At 43.4% G+C, this 22,237-nt stretch carries 21 protein-coding genes and 1 other annotated feature; of the genes, 3 read left to right on the top strand and 18 right to left on the bottom strand.

The genetic code is table 11. From position 1 onward, the window contains the following. Positions 1-35 precede the first annotated feature (35 nt). Positions 36-1,673 (bottom strand): oligopeptide ABC transporter substrate-binding protein OppA, encoded by a 1,638-nt coding sequence (gene oppA / locus M1D65_RS06160; protein WP_015252360.1) that lies wholly within the window; start codon positions 1,671-1,673, stop codon positions 36-38. Between the two features lie 470 nt (positions 1,674-2,143). Further along, positions 2,144-2,358, top strand: a binding site (T-box leader). Between the two features lie 58 nt (positions 2,359-2,416). On the opposite strand from oppA, the gene trpS reads away from it, so the two are divergent. Continuing rightward, a complete protein-coding gene (gene trpS, locus M1D65_RS06155) occupies positions 2,417-3,409 on the top strand; it encodes a tryptophan--tRNA ligase (protein WP_032725758.1) in 993 nt (330 codons plus the stop codon). 33 nt (positions 3,410-3,442) lie between these two features. On the opposite strand, the gene M1D65_RS06150 is transcribed toward trpS, so the two are convergent. The 9 genes from M1D65_RS06150 to fabH form a co-directional block, all read right to left on the bottom strand. Further along, entirely contained in the window at positions 3,443-4,195 is a 753-nt protein-coding gene (locus tag M1D65_RS06150; protein WP_003239298.1) for a YjbA family protein, read from the bottom strand. A 205-nt stretch (positions 4,196-4,400) separates the two neighbouring features. Then, positions 4,401-5,312 carry an oligopeptide ABC transporter permease AppC gene (gene appC, locus M1D65_RS06145; protein WP_003232961.1) on the bottom strand — a complete coding sequence of 304 codons (912 nt, stop codon included), beginning with the start codon at positions 5,310-5,312 and terminating at the stop codon, positions 4,401-4,403. A gap of 16 nt (positions 5,313-5,328) precedes the next feature. After that, on the bottom strand, positions 5,329-6,279 hold the full coding sequence (locus M1D65_RS06140; protein WP_032725395.1) for an ABC transporter permease: 951 nt from the start codon (positions 6,277-6,279) through the stop codon (positions 5,329-5,331). A 74-nt stretch (positions 6,280-6,353) separates the two neighbouring features. Next, positions 6,354-7,985, bottom strand: a complete 1,632-nt coding sequence (locus tag M1D65_RS06135) for a peptide-binding protein (RefSeq protein ID WP_032725394.1) — start codon at positions 7,983-7,985, stop codon at positions 6,354-6,356. 87 nt (positions 7,986-8,072) lie between these two features. Next, on the bottom strand, positions 8,073-9,062 hold the full coding sequence (gene appF, locus M1D65_RS06130) for an oligopeptide ABC transporter ATP-binding protein AppF (protein WP_041056494.1): 990 nt from the start codon (positions 9,060-9,062) through the stop codon (positions 8,073-8,075). Beyond that, positions 9,059-10,045 (bottom strand): oligopeptide ABC transporter ATP-binding protein AppD, encoded by a 987-nt coding sequence (appD, locus tag M1D65_RS06125; protein ID WP_186453417.1) that lies wholly within the window; start codon positions 10,043-10,045, stop codon positions 9,059-9,061. The genes appF and appD overlap by 4 nt, the downstream gene beginning before the upstream one ends. Positions 10,046-10,236: 191 nt before the next feature. Beyond that, complete coding sequence (locus M1D65_RS06120; RefSeq protein WP_049140720.1) at positions 10,237-11,022, bottom strand: DUF2268 domain-containing protein; 786 nt, start codon at positions 11,020-11,022, stop codon at positions 10,237-10,239. A gap of 75 nt (positions 11,023-11,097) precedes the next feature. Continuing rightward, positions 11,098-12,339 (bottom strand): beta-ketoacyl-ACP synthase II, encoded by a 1,242-nt coding sequence (gene fabF, locus M1D65_RS06115; RefSeq protein WP_003244890.1) that lies wholly within the window; start codon positions 12,337-12,339, stop codon positions 11,098-11,100. A gap of 22 nt (positions 12,340-12,361) precedes the next feature. Beyond that, positions 12,362-13,300, bottom strand: a complete 939-nt coding sequence (gene fabH, locus M1D65_RS06110; RefSeq protein WP_003232971.1) for a beta-ketoacyl-ACP synthase III — start codon at positions 13,298-13,300, stop codon at positions 12,362-12,364. 164 nt (positions 13,301-13,464) lie between these two features. Between fabH and yjzB the strand changes: the two genes are divergently transcribed. Next, positions 13,465-13,701 (top strand): spore coat protein YjzB, encoded by a 237-nt coding sequence (gene yjzB, locus M1D65_RS06105; protein WP_015383342.1) that lies wholly within the window; start codon positions 13,465-13,467, stop codon positions 13,699-13,701. 29 nt (positions 13,702-13,730) lie between these two features. On the opposite strand, the gene comZ is transcribed toward yjzB, so the two are convergent. From comZ to M1D65_RS06085, 4 genes are all read right to left on the bottom strand, one after another. Then, positions 13,731-13,922 carry a ComG operon transcriptional repressor ComZ gene (gene comZ, locus M1D65_RS06100; RefSeq protein WP_003224559.1) on the bottom strand — a complete coding sequence of 64 codons (192 nt, stop codon included), beginning with the start codon at positions 13,920-13,922 and terminating at the stop codon, positions 13,731-13,733. A 14-nt stretch (positions 13,923-13,936) separates the two neighbouring features. Next, the gene (gene med / locus M1D65_RS06095) at positions 13,937-14,890 is read right to left on the bottom strand and encodes a transcriptional regulator Med (RefSeq protein WP_014476425.1); all 954 of its coding nucleotides are present in this window, start codon (positions 14,888-14,890) and stop codon (positions 13,937-13,939) included. 90 nt (positions 14,891-14,980) lie between these two features. Further along, a complete protein-coding gene (locus M1D65_RS06090) occupies positions 14,981-15,538 on the bottom strand; it encodes a hypothetical protein (protein WP_029317608.1) in 558 nt (185 codons plus the stop codon). Positions 15,539-15,619: 81 nt separating this feature from the next. Beyond that, positions 15,620-16,354 (bottom strand): hypothetical protein, encoded by a 735-nt coding sequence (locus M1D65_RS06085; RefSeq protein ID WP_049140719.1) that lies wholly within the window; start codon positions 16,352-16,354, stop codon positions 15,620-15,622. A 249-nt stretch (positions 16,355-16,603) separates the two neighbouring features. Between M1D65_RS06085 and M1D65_RS06080 the strand changes: the two genes are divergently transcribed. Then, positions 16,604-16,789, top strand: coding sequence for a YjzD family protein (locus tag M1D65_RS06080; RefSeq protein WP_003245236.1), 186 nt, complete (start codon positions 16,604-16,606; stop codon positions 16,787-16,789). Positions 16,790-16,834: 45 nt separating this feature from the next. On the opposite strand, the gene M1D65_RS06075 is transcribed toward M1D65_RS06080, so the two are convergent. From M1D65_RS06075 to M1D65_RS06060, 4 genes are all read right to left on the bottom strand, one after another. Further along, positions 16,835-17,014 carry a YjzC family protein gene (locus tag M1D65_RS06075; RefSeq protein ID WP_003245356.1) on the bottom strand — a complete coding sequence of 60 codons (180 nt, stop codon included), beginning with the start codon at positions 17,012-17,014 and terminating at the stop codon, positions 16,835-16,837. Positions 17,015-17,099: 85 nt separating this feature from the next. Then, positions 17,100-18,059, bottom strand: a complete 960-nt coding sequence (gene argF / locus M1D65_RS06070; RefSeq protein ID WP_134982186.1) for an ornithine carbamoyltransferase — start codon at positions 18,057-18,059, stop codon at positions 17,100-17,102. Next, entirely contained in the window at positions 18,047-21,139 is a 3,093-nt protein-coding gene (locus M1D65_RS06065) for a carbamoyl phosphate synthase large subunit (RefSeq protein WP_072173826.1), read from the bottom strand. Before M1D65_RS06065 ends, argF begins: the two co-directional genes overlap by 13 nt. Next, positions 21,132-22,193 (bottom strand): carbamoyl phosphate synthase small subunit, encoded by a 1,062-nt coding sequence (locus M1D65_RS06060; protein ID WP_014476419.1) that lies wholly within the window; start codon positions 22,191-22,193, stop codon positions 21,132-21,134. Before M1D65_RS06060 ends, M1D65_RS06065 begins: the two co-directional genes overlap by 8 nt. Positions 22,194-22,237: the final 44 nt, after the last annotated feature.

Genomic DNA, 22,237 nt, shown 5'->3' with positions numbered 1-22,237 from the left:
ATATACCTTGAGGTCTTTTATTTTCAGACGTAGCCTTATTTAAAATATGCGTTTCTGAAATAAACCTCACCAGTACCTGGCATGATAACACCTTTTAGGTTTTCATCCTGTACCCAAGTATCAGTATAGAAATAGATTGGGGCAACCGGCATTTCATCAATGAAAATACCTTCTGCTTTTTTCAGCAGCTCTGCACGTTTTGTTTTATCTGTTTCAGTTTGTGACTGATTCAGAAGCTTTTTGAATTCCGGATTTTCCCAGCCTGTATCGTTATTTCCTCCGTTTTTGTCACGGAACAATTCAAGGAAGTTGATGGGATCATTGAAGTCGCCGAGCCAGCCCATACGGCCGATTTGATAATCTTGGCTGTGGAGCTTATCAATATAGACATTCCACTCTGAGTTATCAAGCTCAACATCAACGCCTAAATTTTTCTTCCACATTTCTTGTACTGCTTGAGCGATTTTCGCGTGTGCGTCATCAGTGTTGTAAGACAATTTGATTTTTGGCAAATCAGATGCCTTGCTTAAGCCCATTTCTTTTAGGCCTTTATCAAGGTATTCTTTTGCTGTTTTGACATCATTGTCTTTGAAGTAGCCTTCTTTGTTATCCTCAAATCCCTTCATTGTAGGCGGCACTGCAGCCATTGCCGGAATTTGCTCTCCTTGCGTAACGTTTTTAACAATCGACTGACGGTCAAGCGAATATGTTAAAGCTTTACGGATATTTACGTTGTCTAATGGCTTAGCTTCAGTGTTGAATTTGTACCAATACACACCTGCAATCGGCTCAACATGTAAAGAACCGTCTTTTTTCAGGGTCGGCAGGGATTCTGTCGGAAGCTGTCCGAGCGGCATACCGGCCCAATCAAGTTCGCCAGCTTGGAATTTTTTTAGTTCCGTATTGTTATTGTTGATCATAACCATATCGATTTTCTTCAGTTTGACTTTGTCTTTATCCCAATACTGGTCATTTTTTTCGAGAGTAATAGAACCGCTGTGTTTCCATGCCGTCATTTTGAACGGCCCGTTTGATACATAATCATCTCCGGCATTTGTATTCCACTTTTTATTTTTCTCTGCAATTTTCTTATTGATCGGCATATACGTATAGAACGCAGTTAATTCAGTGAAATATGGAGTCGGGTTATTTAATTCAACCTTCAGCGTTTTGTCATTCACAGCTTTTACTGCCACATCGTCTAGGCTGCCTTTGCCGGTATTCGCCGCTTCAGCACCTTTTATGTAGTAGAGCTGGTAAGCGTATTGTGATTCGTTATTAGGGTCAAGCGCCCATTTCCAAGCATATTCAAAATCTTGTGCAGTTACAGGGTCTCCATTAGACCATTTCACACCATCACGAATGGTAAATGTATATGTCTTTCCGTCCTTGCTCGTTTCAATTTTAGAAGCCATGCCTTCTTCAGGCTCACCATCTGCATTGATACGTGTCAATCCTTCAAAAGTCTGACGGATAACACCGCCTGATACTGAATCATTTGCCAATCCCGGATGTAAGGAGAACGGCTCAGTTTTAATATTAATGTTAAGTGTCGTCTTTCCTTTACTGTCCTTTTTCCCTTCACCGTTTGATCCGCTGCCGCCAAAGCCGCACGCGCTCAGCACGAGAGTGAAAATGAGCATCAACGTGACAATCGACCAACGTTTTTTCATATTCGCAAACCCCCTAATAATAATTTTCAGCTCCTTACGGCTAAATCCTCAGAAATATCAGACAAATGAACCTGAGTTTCCACAACTTTTATTCTGTTCCGTCTTTTCTGATTATTTTTGTAAAAAAGCTGTAACAATAGAGTGAACAAGTTCATTATAATGAAACAAATAATTTATTGCAATATTATTTTATCAATTTAAAATATTTAAACTTCGTTAGTTTTTCTTCCATGAACATAATATCCTTCTACCATTTAAAGCATAAATTGATTAAAAACTTTTTCATGTGTTTTCTGCCCATATTGCTTTTTACATATAATATCTGTCTGTTTTTACGCTGATAGCAGTTATCATTTAAGGATTTTACGGCACCCGTGTTATTTATATTATTACAATTTTACTGGAAAAAAGAATGTTTTTTCATGATGACAATTGGTTATAATTGATTTATAATGAAGCAATCAAAAGAAAAGCTTGCTATGAAAAAGAGTAGTACACATTTCACCTGTTTGAAGAGAGTCTGCGGTGCTGGGAGCAGATAACGGGCAATGTGGAATGGACTTTGGAGCAGCTGACCGAACTGGAAAAAAGTAGGCTCAGCCGGAGCAGTCTCCGTTACAAACGTCAGAGTGATTTCATTTTAATGGAATAATCAGGGTGGTACCACGGTTCATTCGTCCCTTTTTTACAGGGGAAGAATGAGCCTTTTTTATTATGTTTTAAGAAATGAGGTTGATGTTTTCATGAAACAAACGATTTTTTCAGGCATTCAGCCAAGCGGCTCAGTGACGCTCGGCAACTATATCGGTGCAATGAAGCAGTTTGTCGAACTGCAGCATGATTATAACAGCTATTTTTGCATCGTCGATCAGCATGCGATAACTGTTCCTCAAGACCGGCTTGAGCTTAGAAAGAATATCCGCAATCTCGCAGCGCTTTACTTAGCTGTCGGACTTGATCCAGAAAAAGCAACATTGTTTATTCAATCAGAGGTCCCCGCGCATGCGCAGGCCGGATGGATGATGCAGTGTGTCGCATATATCGGCGAGCTTGAGCGGATGACTCAATTTAAGGACAAATCCAAAGGCAATGAAGCTGTCGTCTCCGGCCTGTTAACATATCCGCCGCTGATGGCCGCTGATATTCTGCTGTACGGAACGGATCTTGTGCCTGTCGGTGAGGATCAAAAGCAGCACCTTGAGCTGACGCGGAATCTCGCAGAACGCTTCAACAAAAAATACAACGACATCTTCACGATTCCGGAAGTGAAAATTCCAAAAGTCGGTGCACGCATCATGTCTCTGAATGATCCGCTGAAGAAGATGAGCAAATCTGATCCGAACCAGAAAGCTTATATTACCCTGCTGGATGAGCCGAAGCAGCTTGAAAAGAAAATCAAAAGCGCTGTAACGGATTCTGAAGGCATTGTTAAATTTGATAAGGAAAACAAACCGGGCGTTTCCAACCTTCTTACAATTTATTCAATCCTCGGCAATACGACCATTGAAGAGCTTGAAGCAAAGTACAAAGGAAAAGGCTACGGCGAGTTTAAAGGTGATTTGGCAGAAGTCGTGGTGAACGCATTAAAACCGATCCAGGACCGCTATTATGAGCTGATAGAATCTGAAGAATTAGACCGGATTCTTGATGAAGGCGCGGAACGAGCGAACCGGACAGCAAACAAAATGCTGAAAAAAATGGAGAATGCCATGGGTCTTGGAAGAAAAAGACGCTAATCAAAAAACCGCTCTTTGCATAGAGCGGTTTTTTTAGTTGACCTTTGATTCGTTTTCCATTTCCCAAAGCTTTTCGAAAAAAGGCTGTCCTTTTATTAGGTTTTCGCAAAAAGCTAGGTGCTTGTCCGACCAGCCTTCAATTGTTTCGTTATACAGCATGTCCCAAATCTCTTCAAAGCTCATCCTTTTGATTTGTTCATACATATGCGGATTCCACTCTGTGTACCAGTAGCCAATTTCCGCTCGGTTTTTCAGCCCTTTTAATTGGTCAAGCGCCATAAACATCAGCTGCTTAATTTGCCGTTCTTTTCTTGTAAGTCCTCTGACATGTTCTGGTGCTAATGATAAGATGTGATATTCCTTGGAGGATTCCAGCTTCTTTGGCTCAAATTCATATGTTTCAGGCTCTACATCTTTTACCATTTCATAAACGAGCTGCTCCTGTCTTGGGATCAGACGGCTTTTTCTGACAGGGATCGTGTAGCCGATCGTGTCGACAGCTAAAATGCCGATTCCGTCTGTTACGACAAAACAATACTCAAGCTTTGTCCGCTCATGATTTTTCCGAATGTACGATTTCTGATGTACGTCTTCAAGCAAACCTTTCGGAAGCTCTGACAAATCGTTTTCTATGTAATGAAACAGTACTGACGGCACCCTTAACAGCGGCACCTGATCCAAAAGCTCAACCGTATCTTCCTTGCGCCATTCGTGAAAGTGGCATACATTGTACCCATTTTCTTCCCCTTCAAACCAATTGACCCACACATCATGAAGAAATAACATCTCTAACCCCTCACTTTTATAAAAACTGTTGTCCACAGTATAGGCAAGGGATAGAGAAATTATTCCAAAGAGATTGAGGAAATCTGGAATCACTGGTTTTATGCAAGAATCACAAAAAGCAGATCTCTTTGTATATTTTCTGACAAAAGGAGACCTGCTTTTTTTCTGATTTGGTGATATTTTATAACAGATATGATATTCATTTTTATTTAATATTTTTCGGGTCAAGCGCATCCCGCAGGCCATCACCGACAAAGTTGAAGCATAAAACGGTCATTAAAATAAATAGCCCGGGAAATAACGGGTACCACCATGCTTGAATCATTACTGTGAAATTCTGTGCGTCTTGAAGCATGTTCCCCCAGCTAGCGATTGGCGGCTGGATTCCAAAGCCTAAGTAGCTTAGCGCCGATTCAGCTAGAATAACAGACCCTACTTTCAGCGTAGCTGACACAATAATCGGTCCTAACGCATTGGGGAGGATATGAGAAAAAATAATTTTGTGCGTTTTTGTTCCAATTGTTTTAGCAGCAAGAACATATTCCCTTGAACGGAGCGACAAGAATTCTCCCCTTACTAATCGTGCTGTTGTGGTCCATCCTGTGAGACAGAAAATTAAAATCAGTTTGTCCACACCCGGCTTGAAAATGGTGACCAGCGTGATCAACAAGAAAATATCAGGAATGGATAACACAATGTCAACTACACGCATAATGACAGCATCCACTATTCCTCTGAAATATCCGGCTAATGCTCCTAAAACCGTTCCGATCAAAATCGAACCGACTACGGACGCAAATCCAACCAATAAAGAGACACGCGCTCCATATAGGATCCGGCTGAAAATATCACGTCCAAATTTATCCGTTCCCATCAGATGTTCAAGGCCCGGCGCCTTATATTTATCAAGCAGGCTTTGCTGCTCTTGGGGATAAGGTGCAATTAAAGGGGCGAAAACAGCCGACATAATAATGATAAAAAGAATAACGGCACCTAAAATGGCCAGTTTGTTTTTCGAGAATTTTTCCCAGAAAATCTTTGTCATTGTTTCTGGCTTTTTCGAAATATTTTCTTTCAGCCTGATCTCCGGCGAGGGAGTTGTTTGCAGCTCTGACATCTCTGTTTCCCTCCTTTTAATATTCGATCCGCGGATCAACAATCGCGTAAAGGATGTCTGCAATGAGGTTTCCGACAACGACAAGAACCGCCGAGATCACAGTCATTGCCATGATAACCGGATAATCGCGCTGGAATGCTGAATCGACAAACAGCTTTCCTAATCCCGGCCAAGTGAAAATCTGCTCTACGACAACCGCTCCGCCAATAAAGGAAGGAATCATTAAGCCGAAAATCGTAATAACAGGCAATAGTGCATTCCGCAAGCCGTGCTTAAATAATACTCGATTCTCTTTGAAACCTTTTGACCTGGCAGTCCGGATATAATCTTGATTTAAAACATCAAGCATATTGGATCTTGTATATCTCGTTAAGCCTGCCATATCAGCTGTCGCCAGCACAAAAGCGGGTAAAAGCAAATGATGAATCCGGTCTACTATACTGAAATCTGAGTTCAGGGTGGCGACTCCCCCGGTTGGAAACCAGCCGAGATTCACGGCAAACACCATGATTAAAATCAAACCGAACCAAAAATTCGGGATTGCCAAACCGATAAATGAAGTAAATGTAATGCCGTAGTCCAGCTTCGAATAAGGTTTTTTTGCAGAAATTACCCCGAATGGGATGGAAATGATCAGCGCCAAAATTGTTGACACCAGCATCAAGAGGAGTGTGTTGGGCAGCCGTGCTAAAATCAGTTCTGAAACAGGCGTCCCTTTTCTGATGATGGATGTGCCGAAATCACCTTGAATCATATTGCCTAGCCATTTTAAATATTGAACATACTCAGGGTCATTGAGACCGTACTTTTCAATAAACTGAGCCCTGTCTGCCTGGCTGATCGTAGGATCCATCATAAGTGTCATCGGGTCCCCTGGAGCGGCTTTCATAATAATGAAAGACAAAATTGTAATTCCCAAAAGAATAGGAATCGAAGATAACGTTCTTCGAATAATATATGTAACCATATTCTTGTCCCCTTCGTTGTTCTTTTTCAAATTCAAAGGGGAAGGAAACTCACTCCCTCCCCTGCAAGGGAAAATTATTGGGCAAGCCACCATTTTTCAATTTGGTACAACTCGCGTTTTGGATGATACACATAACCCTCTAAGTTAGCCGGCATCGCCATATGGTTGTTCGGATAGTAAAGGAAGGTATACGGCTGATCTTCAGCAAGTTTTTGGTAAATCTTTTCGTAAGCTTTTGAGTATTCGTTGCGGTCACTGATTGATTTTGCATCTTTGAGAAGCTTATCAACTTCAGGGTTTTTGTACCACATGTTATTTAAGCCTTTTTCAGACTGGCTAGAATGGAAGATATCGTAATGGTCTGGGAACGTTGATAAACTCCATCCTAAAACCATTGCGTCATAGTCCCAATTAGGTGGATTTGTCTGTTCTACTAATGCACTCCACTCAACGATTTGCGGCGTTACCTTAATCCCGACTTTCTTCAATTGTTCTTGAACAACAACTGCAATGTCTTCACGAACTTTATTTCCTTGATTCGTTTTCAGTGTAAACTCGAATTTTTTACCGTCTTTATCGAGGATGCCGTCACCGTCAGTATCTTCCCAGCCGGCTTCTTTCAGCATCTTCTTAGCTTTTTTGACGTTGTATTCAAATTTAGGAACCTCTATATCTTTCGGATAGTTCCATGAAACCGGACTTTCAGGGATATAAGCGACCTTCCCGTCCCCATCTAATACGGTTTGCACCATTGTTTCACGGTCTAAAGCTGTCGTAAGCGCCTGGCGCACTTTTTTGTCTTTAAACAGCTCATTTTTCTCATTCCAGCCGATATACGTATAGCTTAACGCTAAATCTGTTACGACTTTGACATTATTAAACGATTCAGCTGTCTTATAGTCAGTTGACGGCACGTTAAAGAAATCAATATCTCCGGCCTGAAGCTGGGCAACTGCTGCATTGGCGTCAGGAATGATTTTATACGTGACACTGTCTAAATACGGACGGCCGTCATAGTAATCATCATTGGCAACAAGCTTCACGTATTGTCCGTCTTTCCATTCTTTAAATTTGAAAGGCCCTGAGCCGATTGGATTTTTTCTATTAAATTCGTTATCTTCAAGCTCTGCAACCGGTACATCTTTTAAAATGTGCTCAGGCAGAATCCCGTAGCTGTCTAACGTATTGTTATAGAAGTTAGGGTCTTTGTATTTCAGCGTAAATAAAACCTCATAATCGCCCTTTTTCTCTACTGATTTCAGCATTTCAAAGTTAGAGCCGCGCTCTCCTTTGTAATCCTTATTAAGCGGAATGCTGTACGTAAAGACGACATCATCGGCAGTAAGCTCTTCTCCGTCATGGAACTTAACGCCTTTTTTGATTTTTACGTCATATTTCAATCCGCCATCCAGCTCTTTCACACTTTCCGCCAGTGACATTTTGACATTTAAGTTTTCATCGGTTTTCGTTAAAAAGCTGTAAATCATTTGTTCAATATCTGTACTTGATTCATCTGTTGAATATAATGAGTTGAAAAGTGTTGGCGCTCCGATTGAACCAACAACCAAATCCCCGCCTTGCTGCGGTTTGCCTGCTGATTTTTTCGCGCTGCTGTTGCTTGATTTTGATCCCGAGCAGGCTGATAAAAAGATGGCCAGAACCATCAATACACTTAGCATCATCAGTGCGGTTTTCCGTCTTTTCATTAGATATTCCCCCTCTTGAAATGTTCGTTCTTCTCAGCTGTTGTTTATGTAGTGTGCATACCCCCTCTCAAAGCTGTGCGGGCAACATTAGCTATAAAGGTGACAAGCCACAAAGTGGCTGGGAGCAGCTTCTTTAAATTCTGGTATTTGTTCCTTGCATATCGATTTTGCAACAGGACATCTTGTGTGGAATACGCAGCCTTTTGGCGGGTTGGCCGGACTAGGCAGTTCTCCCTTCAGGACAATGCGTTCACGTTTGACAGATCCTCTTTTTCTTGTAACCGGAACGGAGGATAAAAGCGCTTGGGTATATGGGTGAAGCGGGTTGTCATAAAGCTCATGCTTGCCGGTCAGTTCCATCATTTTGCCAAGATACATTACTCCGACTCTGTCGCTGATATGGCGTACGACACTCAGATCATGAGAGATAAATAGATACGTAAGATTAAATTCTTCCTGTAATTCCTCCATCAAGTTAATCACTTGGGCCTGAATGGATACATCAAGTGCGGAAACCGGCTCATCTGCAATGATCAGCTCTGGATTCAAAGTGAGTGCTCTGGCAATGCCGATCCGCTGGCGCTGGCCGCCGGAAAATTCATGGGGATAACGGCTGGCAAACGACGGGTGAAGCCCTACTCTTGCAAGCAGCTCTTCAACTTTTTCGTTTCGTTCACGCATGGTATACATGTTGTGCGTATTAAACGGCTCCTTTATGATGGAACGCAGGGTCTTTCTCGGGTTTAACGAAGCAAATGGATCTTGGAAAACCATTTGAATATTTTTGCGGACACTCTTCCGCAGCTTCTCCTCTGAGAGATTGGAAATATCCTGCCCTTTAAAAAGAATTTGGCCCTCTGTCGGTTTGTACAGTCTGATCATCGTTCTGCCGGCAGTCGATTTTCCGCAGCCCGACTCTCCAACGATTCCGAGTGTTTCTCCTTTTTTTAACGAAAATGAAACACCATCCACCGCTTTTACATCACCGACTTTTCTTTGAAAAAGGCCTGACCGGATCGGAAAGTATTTTTTTACGTCACGAAGCTCTAAGATTGTTTCTTGATTAGCTGCTGTCATGATTGTTCGGCACCCTCTTCCTCATATAAAAAGCATCTCACCGTTCTTCCGCTTTTGTGTGTCAAAAGCGAAGGCTGATTTGTCCAGCACTTATCCATAGCTTTCGGGCACCTTGGGGCAAAACGGCATCCCGGCGGCAGATTATCCGGTGTAGGCACACTGCCTTTAATCGCATTTAATTTATCAATCTCTCCATCTATAACAGGAATTGACGTAAGCAGGCCTTCTGTATACGGATGAAGCGGTTCTAAAAATAAGTCATCAACGGTAGCGTTTTCTACGACTTGTCCGCAGTACATGACAATTACTCTATCGGCAGCCTCAGACACGACACCTAAGTCGTGTGTGATCAGAAGAATCGATGTATTGAACTTCTGACAGAGATCTTTCATGAGCTCCAGCACTTGGGCTTGTATTGTCACGTCCAGCGCTGTCGTTGGTTCATCAGCAATGAGCAGTTTAGGATTACAGCTCAGTGCGATGGCAATCATCACCCTCTGTCTCATACCGCCGGACAGCCGATGCGGGTACTCTTTCATAATTTGCTCCGCCCGGGAAAAACCGACCATCTGCAAGAGTTCAACAGCTCGTTGACGGGCTTCTTTTTTATTCATGTTTTTATGGTAAATCAGCACTTCGGTAATTTGTTCTCCGATTGTTAACACCGGATTAAGGGAGGTCATTGGTTCCTGAAAGATCATGGATACTTCGTTACCGCGGATTTTGCAATAATCGTTTTCAGTGAATGAGGTGAGGTCTTTGTCTTCGAGTTTAATAGAGCCGTCCATGATTTTTCCGCCTGAGCTTTGGACGAGGCCCATAATTGATAAAGAAGTAATGCTTTTTCCGGAGCCCGATTCACCTACAAGCGCGACGGTTTCGCCTTTGCTGATGTGAAAATCGACTCCGTCAACCGCAGGGATCGGCTCCTTTTTCCTGAAAAAATAAGTCTTTAAATTATTCACTTCTAAAAGTGTGCTCATGCTAGCTCCCCTTTCCCCCCTCTTGTTGTCAAACGTTTTCAAGAGAAAGCAATCCCTTTATTCAGAAATAATAAATAATATTGAATTATCGAAAAATTTTATAGTTGTATATTATTACAATCATTTTGCAAAATCAAGAATTTTTTAGGATAAATGTAATATTATTAATGAAATTCCATTATTTTATCCTTTTAAAGCATTGCATCCAAAAAGGTCTCAGCAGGAATGGACAGCCCGTCTGCGGCGCTTGCCTTGCTGGCGGTTAAATATTTTTTTACAATATTGAATCCAACTGCGTATCCAAGCATTTTTGGCTGATATCCTTTGCCGAATAACAGCTGGGGAAATAATCGATTATCCCGTTTGATATCCCGATGGGGCGCAATCTTTTTTTCATATAAAGCCTGAAGCTGCTCCGGTGTATACCAAGTCGTCCATTCAGCCGTTTGACTTCGGCCGAACCTCTCATAAACAGCATATTCCGCCAGCCCTTCCATGATGATTGTATCAAGTAATGTGACATCCTTTTCCTCTTTTGTCAGATGACCTAACCGGCAAACGTGATGATACTCATGCGTCATAAGGGCAGATACTGACCCAAAATCTAAATCTGACGAAAGAAAAAGGAACATTTTGTCTTGAAAGGCGAGTCCTGATTTTGATCCGAACTCTAAACGGATTCTCCTGTTTCGTTCATCAACCGGCAGCGTGACAATTGGTACATCAGGACCTTGCCATTTGTTTTTGAGGTACTGTTCTTCCTTTTGGATATGTCCGTAAAAACCTTTTTCCTTCAGCTTAGAAACAGTCTGAATACCCTCTTTTATGTTTTTAAACATCCCATGATGCTGAAGGTGTCCCAGAATGCCCTTCCAGTTCTTTTTCTCCGCACCTGAAAAAAGCGGGATAATGTAATGCGCCAAATCATCTATTGAATCAGCCTTCCTGAGCCAGCTATATGTTTGTTCTACACTCATGTGATCGCCTCCTCTTTTAATCCTATGCACACAAAAAAAACCGGCTACCCTTTAAGGGCAGCCGGTTTGGCTTGATTATGATTGATATTTCTTAAAGATTAATGTTGCGTTGTGTCCGCCGAATCCTAATGAGTTACTGAGAACATAATTAAGTTCCTGTCTGCGGGCTTCATCAGGCACATAATCCAAATCACATTCTTCGTCAGGTGTTTGAATATTGATTGTCGGCGGAATCACGCCTTCTTTAATGGCCAGGATAGAGAAAATGGCTTCAATACCGCCGGCTGCTCCTAAGAGGTGGCCTGTCATCGATTTTGTAGAGCTTACCGCAAGTTTATGCGCATGCTCGCCAAAAACAGTCTTAATCGCCATTGTTTCGTATTTGTCGTTGTAATACGTGCTTGTTCCGTGAGCATTGATGTAATCAATTTCCTCAGGTGCAATGCCTGCATCTTTAATGGCTTCTTGCATCGCTCTCGCTCCGCCTTCACCGTCTTGGGCCGGCGCTGTGATATGATAAGCGTCTCCGGTTGATCCGTAGCCGACAATTTCTCCGTAAATTTTAGCGCCGCGGGCCAGGGCATGCTCAAGTTCTTCAAGAACGATAATCCCTGCACCTTCCCCCATGACAAAGCCATCACGGTTTTTATCAAACGGGCGGCTCGCTGTTTTCGGATCTGGATTAGTAGACAGCGCTTTGTTGGCACTAAAGCCGGCGAATGACATTCTTGTCAGCGGCGCTTCTGTTCCGCCTGTGACCATCACGTCTGCATCGCCGCGCTGAATAACCTTAAACGCGTCACCGATGGAGTTCGTTCCTGTAGCACATGCTGTAACCGTACAAGAGTTCACCCCTTTTGCTCCTAATGCAATAGAAATCTGGCCTGTCGCCATGTCAGGAATCATCATTGGCACGAAAAACGGGCTTACCCGTCTTGGGCCTTTTGTTAAGAAGATTTCAAATTGAGACTCTAGTGTTTCAAGTCCGCCGATACCGGAGCCTACCCAAACACCGACTCTCGGTGCGATCTCATCGGTAATGTTAAGATCTGCATCTTCAACCGCCATTTTCGCAGCCACAACCGCATATTGTGTAAAGCGGTCCATTTTTCTGGCTTCTTTTTTATCCATATAATCTTCAACATTAAAATCTTTTAATTCAGCGGCAACTTTTGCCGGATATTCTTCAGCGTCAACACGAGTGATCGGACCGATTCCAGACACACCGTTGATTGCGTTATTCCAACTTGTATCGACGTCGTTGCCAAGTGGAGATAATGCTCCAAGTCCTGTAACAACTACTCTTTTTTTAGTCATCTTGTGTGCACCTCACCTTTTTTTATCGGCCCCAGCGGATTGCAATGGCGCCCCATGTTAGTCCTCCGCCGAACCCTACCATAACGACCACATCGCCGTCTTTGATTTTACCGGCTTCCAATTCTTCTACAAGAGAGATCGGAATCGATGCGGCAGAAGTATTTCCATATTTATGAACGGTTTTAGACATCTTTTCGACAGGAAGCTCTAAACGCTCGCGAGCAGCTTCCATGATGCGGATGTTCGCCTGATGCGGAATCAAAAAGTCGACATCCTCTTTTGAAAGTCCGGCTTTTTCAATGACATTTACGCATGATTCTCCCATTTGGCGGACTGCAAATTTGAAAACTTCTCGTCCATTCATGATTGTATGTCGTTTTTCATTCAGATACAAGTGCTGACCGCCTGTGCCGTCGGCTCCTAGTTCAAATGAAAGGATTCCTCTGTCATCACTGACTGGCCCGACTACCGCAGCGCCTGCTCCGTCTCCAAACAGAACGGCTGTATTGCGGTCTTCCCAGTCGGTAATGCTTGAGAGCTTCTCTACACCGACAACTAGAACATGCTTGTAGGTTCCGGATTCAATAAATTGTTTACCGGTTACAACCCCGTACATGAAGCCCGCACAAGCCGCGCTGATATCCATAGCACACGCTTTCTTCGCGCCGAGCTGTTCTTGAATCATACAAGAGACCGTAGGAAATGACTGATCAGGTGTAACAGTTGCAACTAAGATCATATCCAGATCCTCAGCAGCCACTTCAGCTTGTTCCAGCGCATTTTTCGCTGCTGCAACAGCCATATGTGATGAAAACACATCATCTGCTGCGATTCTTCTTTCTTCTATTCCTGTTCTTGTACGAATCCACTCGTCAGAAGTTTCAACCATTTTTTCAAGATCATGATTTGTTAAAACCTTCTCAGGAATGTAACGTCCAACACCAAGTATTCCAGCTTTCATAAGGGAAGACTCCTTTATATCTTAAATTTAGAAGATCAATCAGGTTGTGATCAATTATTAGTATCAGGTACTAATTCTATCCTATTTTTTTTCACATGGCAATATATTCGTCTAAACTATCAGTTCATCTTACTCATAGAGTATGGTATATGGAAAGGAGGCGTATGCAGTTGGATGTGTTTTCAAGAATGATGTTCGGCGATGCAGCAAAACCAACAGAAGAGAAGGAGGAACAGCAAGAGGAGGTTTCTCAGGTTTCTCAGACAAACGACGAAGAGACGATTAATTACATGCATATTATGGACCAAATCGGTTCAATTATGAACTCTCTTGATCAAATCAAGCCCGCTTTAAAGGAGCTTGCGCCCATGCTCTCCGCTATTAAAAAGAAAATCATGTGAAAAGCCACTTTCAAAAAAGTGGCTTCTTCTTATTCTGTTTCAGATTTAGCGTCAGACTTGCCAAGCTCATAAGCTTCCGCCATTACCGTTGTAAATAGATTCATAAACGGCTGGATGGCCTCCATTGAGAGCTCAATGCCTGATTTCTCAAGCTGTTCTTTCGCTTCAGGGAGATATTTCATGGCAATTTGCAAGAATTCAAGTGATTTTTCGTGCTGCATGTGACGTCACTCCATTACTCGTTTTTTGGCAGCTCGCCTGTTTTGTTGTATGTTTTGATCAGCTTGGCGATTCTTTGCTGAAAGTCTTTGTCGACGAGCGGGCTGAATGTTCCCATCTCAACGACTCCCGTATTCAGGTCGTAGTAATGATCGCCGCCCTCAAGGGTGCCTTTATTAAATTGTTCAGCAATGATTTCATAGGCCTTGTCCACATTTTGCACCGTGCTGGTTAATACGGTATTCTCGCCCAGATCCGATTGATCTGTGACGTAGCCAATGGCATAAAGACCGTCTTTTTTGATTTGCTGAATAACAGGAACATTATACCCGTCTCCGGCGGGATACACAACATCCGCGCCTTCGTTCTTCATTTTCTGATAAAGCTTTACTGCTGTTGTATCATCATCCCAATGATCCGTATATTTCGTATTTACCTCTATATCCGGATTTTCATACTTGGCCCCTTTGATAAAACCGTCAACCTCAGGCTGCCACGTAAAGGAAGCAATTACACCGACCTGATTCGTTTTCGACATATGGGCAGCAGTCATTCCTCCAAAAAAGCCCATTGCTTCCCCGCTAAAATGGACACTCGTTACATTATCAGCTTTCGCTTTCGCATTGGAAATGACGAATTCCATATCTGGATAATCTTCGCCGACCAAGTTAAACACCTCAGCATATTCACTCCCATGGCCGTAGAGCAGATTGACACCCCTCTTATGAAAATCCTCAATCGCATTTATGATATCTTCTTCTGTTTTAACGCCTTCTTTATAATAGACGTCCACATTGTATTTGGATTGTATATTCAGTAATCCTTTATACCCTTTTGTGCCCCATACGAGGTCATTAATCGTATCAGGAAAGAGCATGCCGACCTTCTCAATTTTTCCTTTGAACGGAGTTTGTCCACATCCACTCAATAAAAGGAGGACAGAAAAGATCATGACAAGCCTTGTGATCAAGTCATGTTCAACTCCTTTTGACAAGCTATAACATGTATTATTTTTATACGTTTATTGTATCTAGAAAACTCGAAACATGGAAGGTTTTTCTTAATATTTGTCGAAAATTGATGAAAATTGTCTTTTCCACTCGATAATTTTTGTTTTTGCTTCTTCTTTTGAGGTTTTTTCTGTGACTTGCAATTCAAAAAGCTGATCTTTGCTATGACGGCTTGGTTCTAACAGGAATCTCAGCAACTCGTCAGCCACGTCGTTTGTGTAATAGCCTTTTTCCTCTGTTTCTTCTTTCCATGGCCCATACATTTTCGGCAGGATCACGGTTTTTTCCGAGCCTGTTTTTTCACGTTTTTCCCATTCTTTTCGGTCTTCTTCATATACTAAAATATAAGGAGAATCACATTGGTCTAAAGGCAAAAAACTTCCGAACTGGATACAAATTGTATCATAATTTTGGTCTCCAATGTGTTCAAGCTGGCGAAAGAGTTCATTTCTCCCAAGCCACATGAGTCTTTCTTCTAAGTACATTTGTCTCATTTTATCTTCTGTTTCCGCCAGAACAACGTCAACATGTATGCCTTCATCCATCATTCGCTCACATAATGAAAGGCCGAAAAATTCGTCCGCACCTACAATCAGCGTTGATTCCATTGCATCTGCCGCCCTTCCGGTTTTTCATTTCCCAAAACAAAACAGCCTCCGCAAAAGAGAAGGCTGCTGTCATTATATTCTCTATAATTCTTTTTCATGACTATGAAAGAATTTGCAAATTGATGCATAAATTCTGCTTGGATGCTCAAATAAATGAAATGTCATGTCGACCGGTGAGCCTTGCTTTTGCTGTTTTTCCTTGAAAACTTCCGCATGTACACTGTAGGGATATGGAGCTCCGGTCATACGCTGCCATATATGAACCGGTACGCCGCTCGGGTAGCTTTGAATTGTTTTATAACGAAGCGCTTCCGCTTCTTTTTCAGAAATTCCGTAGCTTTTCGATACTTCTTTCAAAAATTGCTTATAGAAAAATTTATTTTCTTTTTCCGATTCATAATGTGCCTGAAGATCGAGACAAGGATTCAACATTGCGGCTGAGCGGATATGATCCGGGGAAAAACGAAGCAGTTCATCGGCCACGAGAGCACCCATGCCTTCTGCTAAAATATGAATCTTCGGATTGAGGATTTCCTGCTTCAGCACAGAATGTATCAGCTGTTTGGCATAGGTGACTGCTTTTTCCGCCCCCCAATGCCTTCCGAACAGATTGCTGTTAAAAAGAGTGTATCCTTCATTGATCAACATGCTCAGAAGCTGATTTCTGCCATAATGCTGCTGCCAAAAGCTTGAATCATGTCCGACAAAGTGGGTTCTGTCTCCCAAGATAAAGATACCGAAGCCGTTCGGGCGATAGGGCAGATGAATGACATTATGCTCCGTTCCCAGTTGAAAGTATCTTTCCGTTATTCCCATCGCTTGCCCGCCTCCTTTCACACTTCATCTCACGCTATCTTATGTAAATAGAAAAGAAACGAATAAGGTAAAGTCCTAGCCTTTTACATTTTTGGCTATTATAATGATTGACGTTTTTATATTTTACCATTAAAGTGTGACGAATCAGACTCTTTTGTCACCTCACTTTCTGCTAAAATTGGATTCCCCCTTCGCTTTTTGTATGGTATGATAACTTTTAGAATAGAATGAGAAGGACGAGGTGGAAACGTGCGATATATTATTGCCTTTATTTGGACGTTCCTTTTATCACATATGGCATGCTACTTGGTTGCAAGCATGAACAGCGTTACGTATAATTTCAAAACATCATCTGTCATTGCTGTTGTACTGTATGTCTTAATCATGGTTTTAGCAGAAATCATGCCTATGAACAAAAATGCAAGCCAGCATTAAAAAGCAAAAAACCCAAAACATTTATTGTTTTGGGTTTTTTAGTGGTCACGGCTTTCTTTTGTAGGTCCACAGCCGGTTGTGGTTTGATGTTTCGGGAAACATTTCCCCTGCTGACAGATGGACCTTTTGAGGGTTTTTAACCATGCTCCCTGTCTCGCCGATTTCTACGTAGACACCGTTATTAGGCGCTTTCTGTCCGGGCCGGAATTGGTGCTGCTGTCCCACTGTTTTTCCTCCTTTTCCTTTTTGCTGTAGTATGCGCCTAAGCGGCTGTGAATATGTTGCCATCAAAAAAACTGCTGAGTTTGGCTCAGCAGTTTTTTGATGATTCCCCTTTGTATAAAATGGCCTTCAGCAGTGCTTTTTGCACATGAAGACGGTTTTCCGCCTGCTGGAACACTGCAGAGTTCGGCCCGTCAATAATCTCCGCAGTCACTTCTTCCTCACGATGCGCAGGGAGACAATGTAAAAATGTATAGTCAGGCTTGGCATGGCTGACAAGCGCCGCATTCACCTGATAAGGCGCAAAGACAGCAAGACGTTCTTGCTCTTCCGCTTCCTGCCCCATGCTTGTAAACACATCAGAATAAATCACGTCTGCGTCTTTTACAGCTTCAATCGGATCATCTGTCAGCGTGATAGAAGAGCCGGATTGAAGTGCATATGTTTTTGCCGCTTCAGCTGCTTCATCTAACACTTCATATCCCTTTGGCGAAGCGATCGAGATATCACAGCCCATTTTCGCGCAACCGATCATCAAGGAGTGCGCCACGTTATTTCCGTCACCGATGTATGAGACTTTTACGCCTTTAAGCTTCCCTTTTATCTCCTTAATCGTCAAGAGATCCGCCAACGCCTGGCATGGGTGGTATTTATCGGTAAGTCCATTGATCACCGGAATGTCAGCTTCTTTGGCAAGTTCCTCCACCTTTTCATGTTCAAAGGTCCGGATCATGATGGCATCCACATAGCCTGACAGCACTTTTGCCGTATCAGCGACAGTCTCACCGCGCCCCAGCTGCAGATCTTTCTGGCTTAGAAAGAGGGCGTTCCCGCCAAGCTGCGCCATGCCCGCTTCAAAAGAAACACGTGTCCGCGTTGATGATTTTTCAAAAATCATCGCCAAGGTTTTGCCATGGAATATAGGCTGAATTTTGTTTTGTTTCAGCTCACCGGCCTCTGCGAGCAAGGCGCTTATATCCTCTTCACTAAGGTCCTTTAACGTTAATAAATCTTTTCCGTATAAACTGGTTTGCGTCACTGTGTGCATGATGCCACTTCCTTTTTATAGAGGTCTTTGAGAGATACAGGCTGCGGATGGCCTGAACCGCTTTGTAAAAACGCCCGCACAGTTTCTTCTTCTGTAAAGACGGGGATGCCGTGCGTCATGGCTTCCAAACGTTCTTTGCGTGCTTCTTCAGAACCGCTCAGATTAATGTGGAGCGATTTTCCTTCCTGTTCCATCCATGAGGCAAATGTTCCTTCATGTATTGTAAAACCTGCGTTTTCTGCTAACTCCTTCACATCTTCCGGAACGTTTTGCAAATAAATGCTGCCTTTTTGACTCCAGACTCTTGTATAGATTTTTTTCAAGGCACTGTTAGCATCATATGCGACACACATGCCTTCTCCCGTTGATTTCATTTCCGGCCCAAGCTTGACATCCACATCTTGGATCGCATGAGAAGAAAAAACAGGGAACTTCACGGCAACTCCATGATGATTTTGAACTGCCGGATTTAGATCTTTTAAGGACGCTCCCGCCAGCAGTCGTGTGGCGAGCGGAATCATCGGAACGCCCATTACTTTGCTGACGACAGGAACCGTGCGGCTCGCTCTCGGATTCACTTCAAGAACGAGTATGTTTCCATTGTCGATCACAAATTGAATGTTCATGATGCCTTTAAATGAAAGTTTCCGGGCAATTTTTTGTGCCGCATCTTTCATGCCCTGCTGCAGCCCGCTCGTGATGGACGGTCCCGGAAGAATGGCAAAGCTGTCCCCCGAATGGACACCCGCCCGTTCAATATGCTCGGTATATGTCGGGATAAAGACATCCTCGCCGTCGGAAATCATATCAATTTCGACTTCCTTTCCAGACACATACTGATCAATCAAAATCGGGTATGGCATGCTGTCCTCATCATTCAGCAGCTGAGAAAGCTGGGCTTGCGAGTCAACAATGATCATGCCCATTCCGCCGATAACATAAGATGGGCGGATTAACACCGGATAGCCGATCTCACTCGCTTTTGAAGCGGCTTCTTCTTTTGTATAGGCAATTTCTCCTTTTGCATGCTTCAATCCCAGCTCATCAAGAAGCTGATAGAATTGATCCCGATCCTCTAACACATCGAGCGTTTCAAACGAAGTGCCGAGAAGGGTAATGCCGGCTTTTTCGAGTGCTTCAGCAGCATTGATTGCAGTTTGGCCGCCGAATTGCACGATTGCAAAATCAATATTCTCCTGCTCCGCCACGTTTACAATATGCTCCGTTGTCATCGGTTCAAAATACAGGCGATCCGCAATTTCATAATCGGTGCTGACCGTTTCCGGGTTATTGTTAATCATGATGGTTTCGAACCCAAGCTCTTGCAGTGTCAGCACACCGTGAACAGCACTGTAATCAAATTCAACGCCTTGGCCGATCCGAATCGGGCCTGATCCGATAATGAGCGCGCGTTTTTTCTCTTTGCGGCTGATGTCTCCATCGGTCTCTCCGAAATATGTGGAGTAAAAATAGTTTGTTTTCGCATCAAACTCTGCCGCGCATGTATCTACGATTTTAAAGGAAGGCGTAATGCCCATCTCCTTGCGAAGCGCGCGCACCTCTTCTTCTGTTTTGCCGATCAGCGAGGCAATGGTTGTGTCTGAGAATCCCTTTTCCTTTGCTTTCTTCAATAATTCAAAAGAGAGATCGCTCCCTGCTTCCATCAGGCGGTTTTCCAATTTGATGATGTTGTCAAAGGTATGAAGGAAAAACGGATCAATTTTTGTTTTTTCATGAATGTCATCAATCGAGACGCTGCGGCTCAACAGCTCCATGACAACGAAAAATCTGCGGTCATCCGGAGTGATTGCCAAATCCCATAGCGTATCAATTGAGAAGCCGCTGAGCTCTGGAAGGTGTGTCCCGATATTTTTTAATTCAAGCGACGCGGCTGCCTTTTGTATTGCCGCTTCTAAATTCCGTTCAATCGCCATCACTTCACCGGTGGCTTTCATTTTTGTGCCAAGCTTGCGGTCTGCATTTTTGAATTTATCAAACGGCCAGCGCGGAAATTTGACGATCACATAGTCCAGTGCCGGTTCAAAGCTTGCGTAAGTCGACCCTGTGAGCGGATTTTTCAGCTCGTCAAGGGTGTATCCGACTGCCAGTTTCGCAGCCATCTTCGCAATCGGATAACCGGTCGCTTTAGATGCGAGAGCCGATGACCGGCTTACACGCGGATTCACTTCAATGACGTAATATTGCTTGCTGAATGGATCAAGCGCGAATTGAATGTTGCAGCCGCCTACAACATCAAGTGCTGAGATGATCGTCAGACTTGCTGTCCGCAGCATTTGATAGTCTTCGTCTGTCAATGTTTGTGACGGCGCCACAACGATAGAGTCACCTGTATGCACGCCGACCGGATCGATATTTTCCATATTGCAGACGGTAATGCATGTGTTATTGCTGTCACGCATGACTTCATATTCAATTTCTTTAAAACCGGCAATGCTTTTTTCGACAAGGCATTGATTGATCGGGCTTGCTAATAGCGCCTGTTTAATCATAGCTGTAAAGGCTTCTTTATCAGGGGCGATTCCTCCGCCCTTTCCGCCTAATGTGTAAGCCGGTCTGATAATAACAGGAAAACCGATGGATTCCGCAAAATGGAGGGCATCAGCCTCGTTATCAACAATTTCACTCTCCGGCACGGGCTGTTTTAATTCATTCATTAACGAACGGAATTTTTCCCGGTCCTCTCCTTTTTGTATCGTTTCAACGGATGTGCCGAGGAGTTTGACGCCGTGCTCTTTTAAAACACCCGTTTCGTCAAGCTCCACCGCTAAATTCAACGCGGTCTGACCGCCTAAATTGGCAAGAAGCCCATCAGGCCGTTCTTTCTTAATGATGGCTGTCAGGCTTTCTGCTGTCAGAGGCTCAAAATAAATTTCATCAGCGAAGGCTTCATCAGTCATAATTGTCGCCGGATTGCTGTTGACGAGAATGACCCGGTAGCCCTCCTCCTTCAGCGCGATGCACCCTTGAGTGCCTGAATAATCAAATTCTGCCGCCTGCCCGATGATGATCGGGCCTGAGCCGATTACTAATATGCTTGAAATACTGGTGTCTTTAGGCATGCGCGATTTCTCTCCTTGCTGGTATCACATTCTTTAGATAATCATCAAAAATCCATTCGCTTTCCGCAGGTCCGGGATGGGCTTCCGGGTGGAATTGAACACTCATGACAGGCAGTTTTTTATGGGCAAGCCCTTCAACTGACGTATCATTGACATGATGAAACCTGATGGTGAGCTCTTCTTCATTAATCGACTGTTCATCAACCACATAGCTGTGGTTTTGGCTTGTCATAAAGACCCGTTTCGTCTTACGGTCGATGACCGGATGATTAGCTCCCCTATGCCCGAATGGCAGCTTAAAAGTATTCCCTCCAAACGCGAGCGCGATCAGCTGATGTCCGAGACAAATGCCTAGAGTCGGAAAGCGGCTGATGATGCTTTTGATCTTTCCTAAATATGGATGGATTGCTTTCGGATCTCCAGGTCCGTTCGATAGCACAATGCCATCGGGTTTGATGTTGTATACGGCCTCCATTTGCTGGTATGGCACCACGGTAACCTTGCAGCCTCGTTTGACAAGTGATGATGCGATTGACTTTTTATAGCCAAAATCAATGAGAGCGATATGTTTATTCCCGTCGCCAAATGTGCTGATTTCCTGGGCGGAAGCCTGCTCTGCCACATTCTCTGGTTGAAGGGCAATCTCAGCTCCTTCTTTAGAGGCTGTGACTGTCGCACCCATCGTCCCGTTTGCCCGGATTTTCTTCACGACAGCCCTCGTATCAACATGGGTTAACAGCGGAATGTTCCATTTCTGTAGATACTCCTTGAGGCTGTATACCGCTTCATAATGAGAAAAGTGATCACACGCCTCATAGACAACCGCGGCTTTTACTTGCGGTTTCTTGCTTTCAAAATCCTTTTCATTTATGCCGTAGTTGCCAATCAGCGGGTAGGTAAATACAATAATCTGTCCCTTATATGATGGATCTGTCAGCACTTCCTGGTAGCCTGTCATTCCTGTGAAAAAAACAGCTTCTCCCGTGCAGTTTTCATGACCGTCCAGCTCGCCGCTGAACGATGTCCCATCTTCTAACACTAAATAACCTTCCATCTAACAGCCCACCTCTTGATGAATAATTAATTATAAAAATGAAT

The sequence above is a fragment of the Bacillus sp. JZ39 genome (assembly GCF_053903145.1).
Note: the sequence above shows the minus strand (reverse complement) of the source record. Positions and strands in the feature narration are given on the sequence as shown.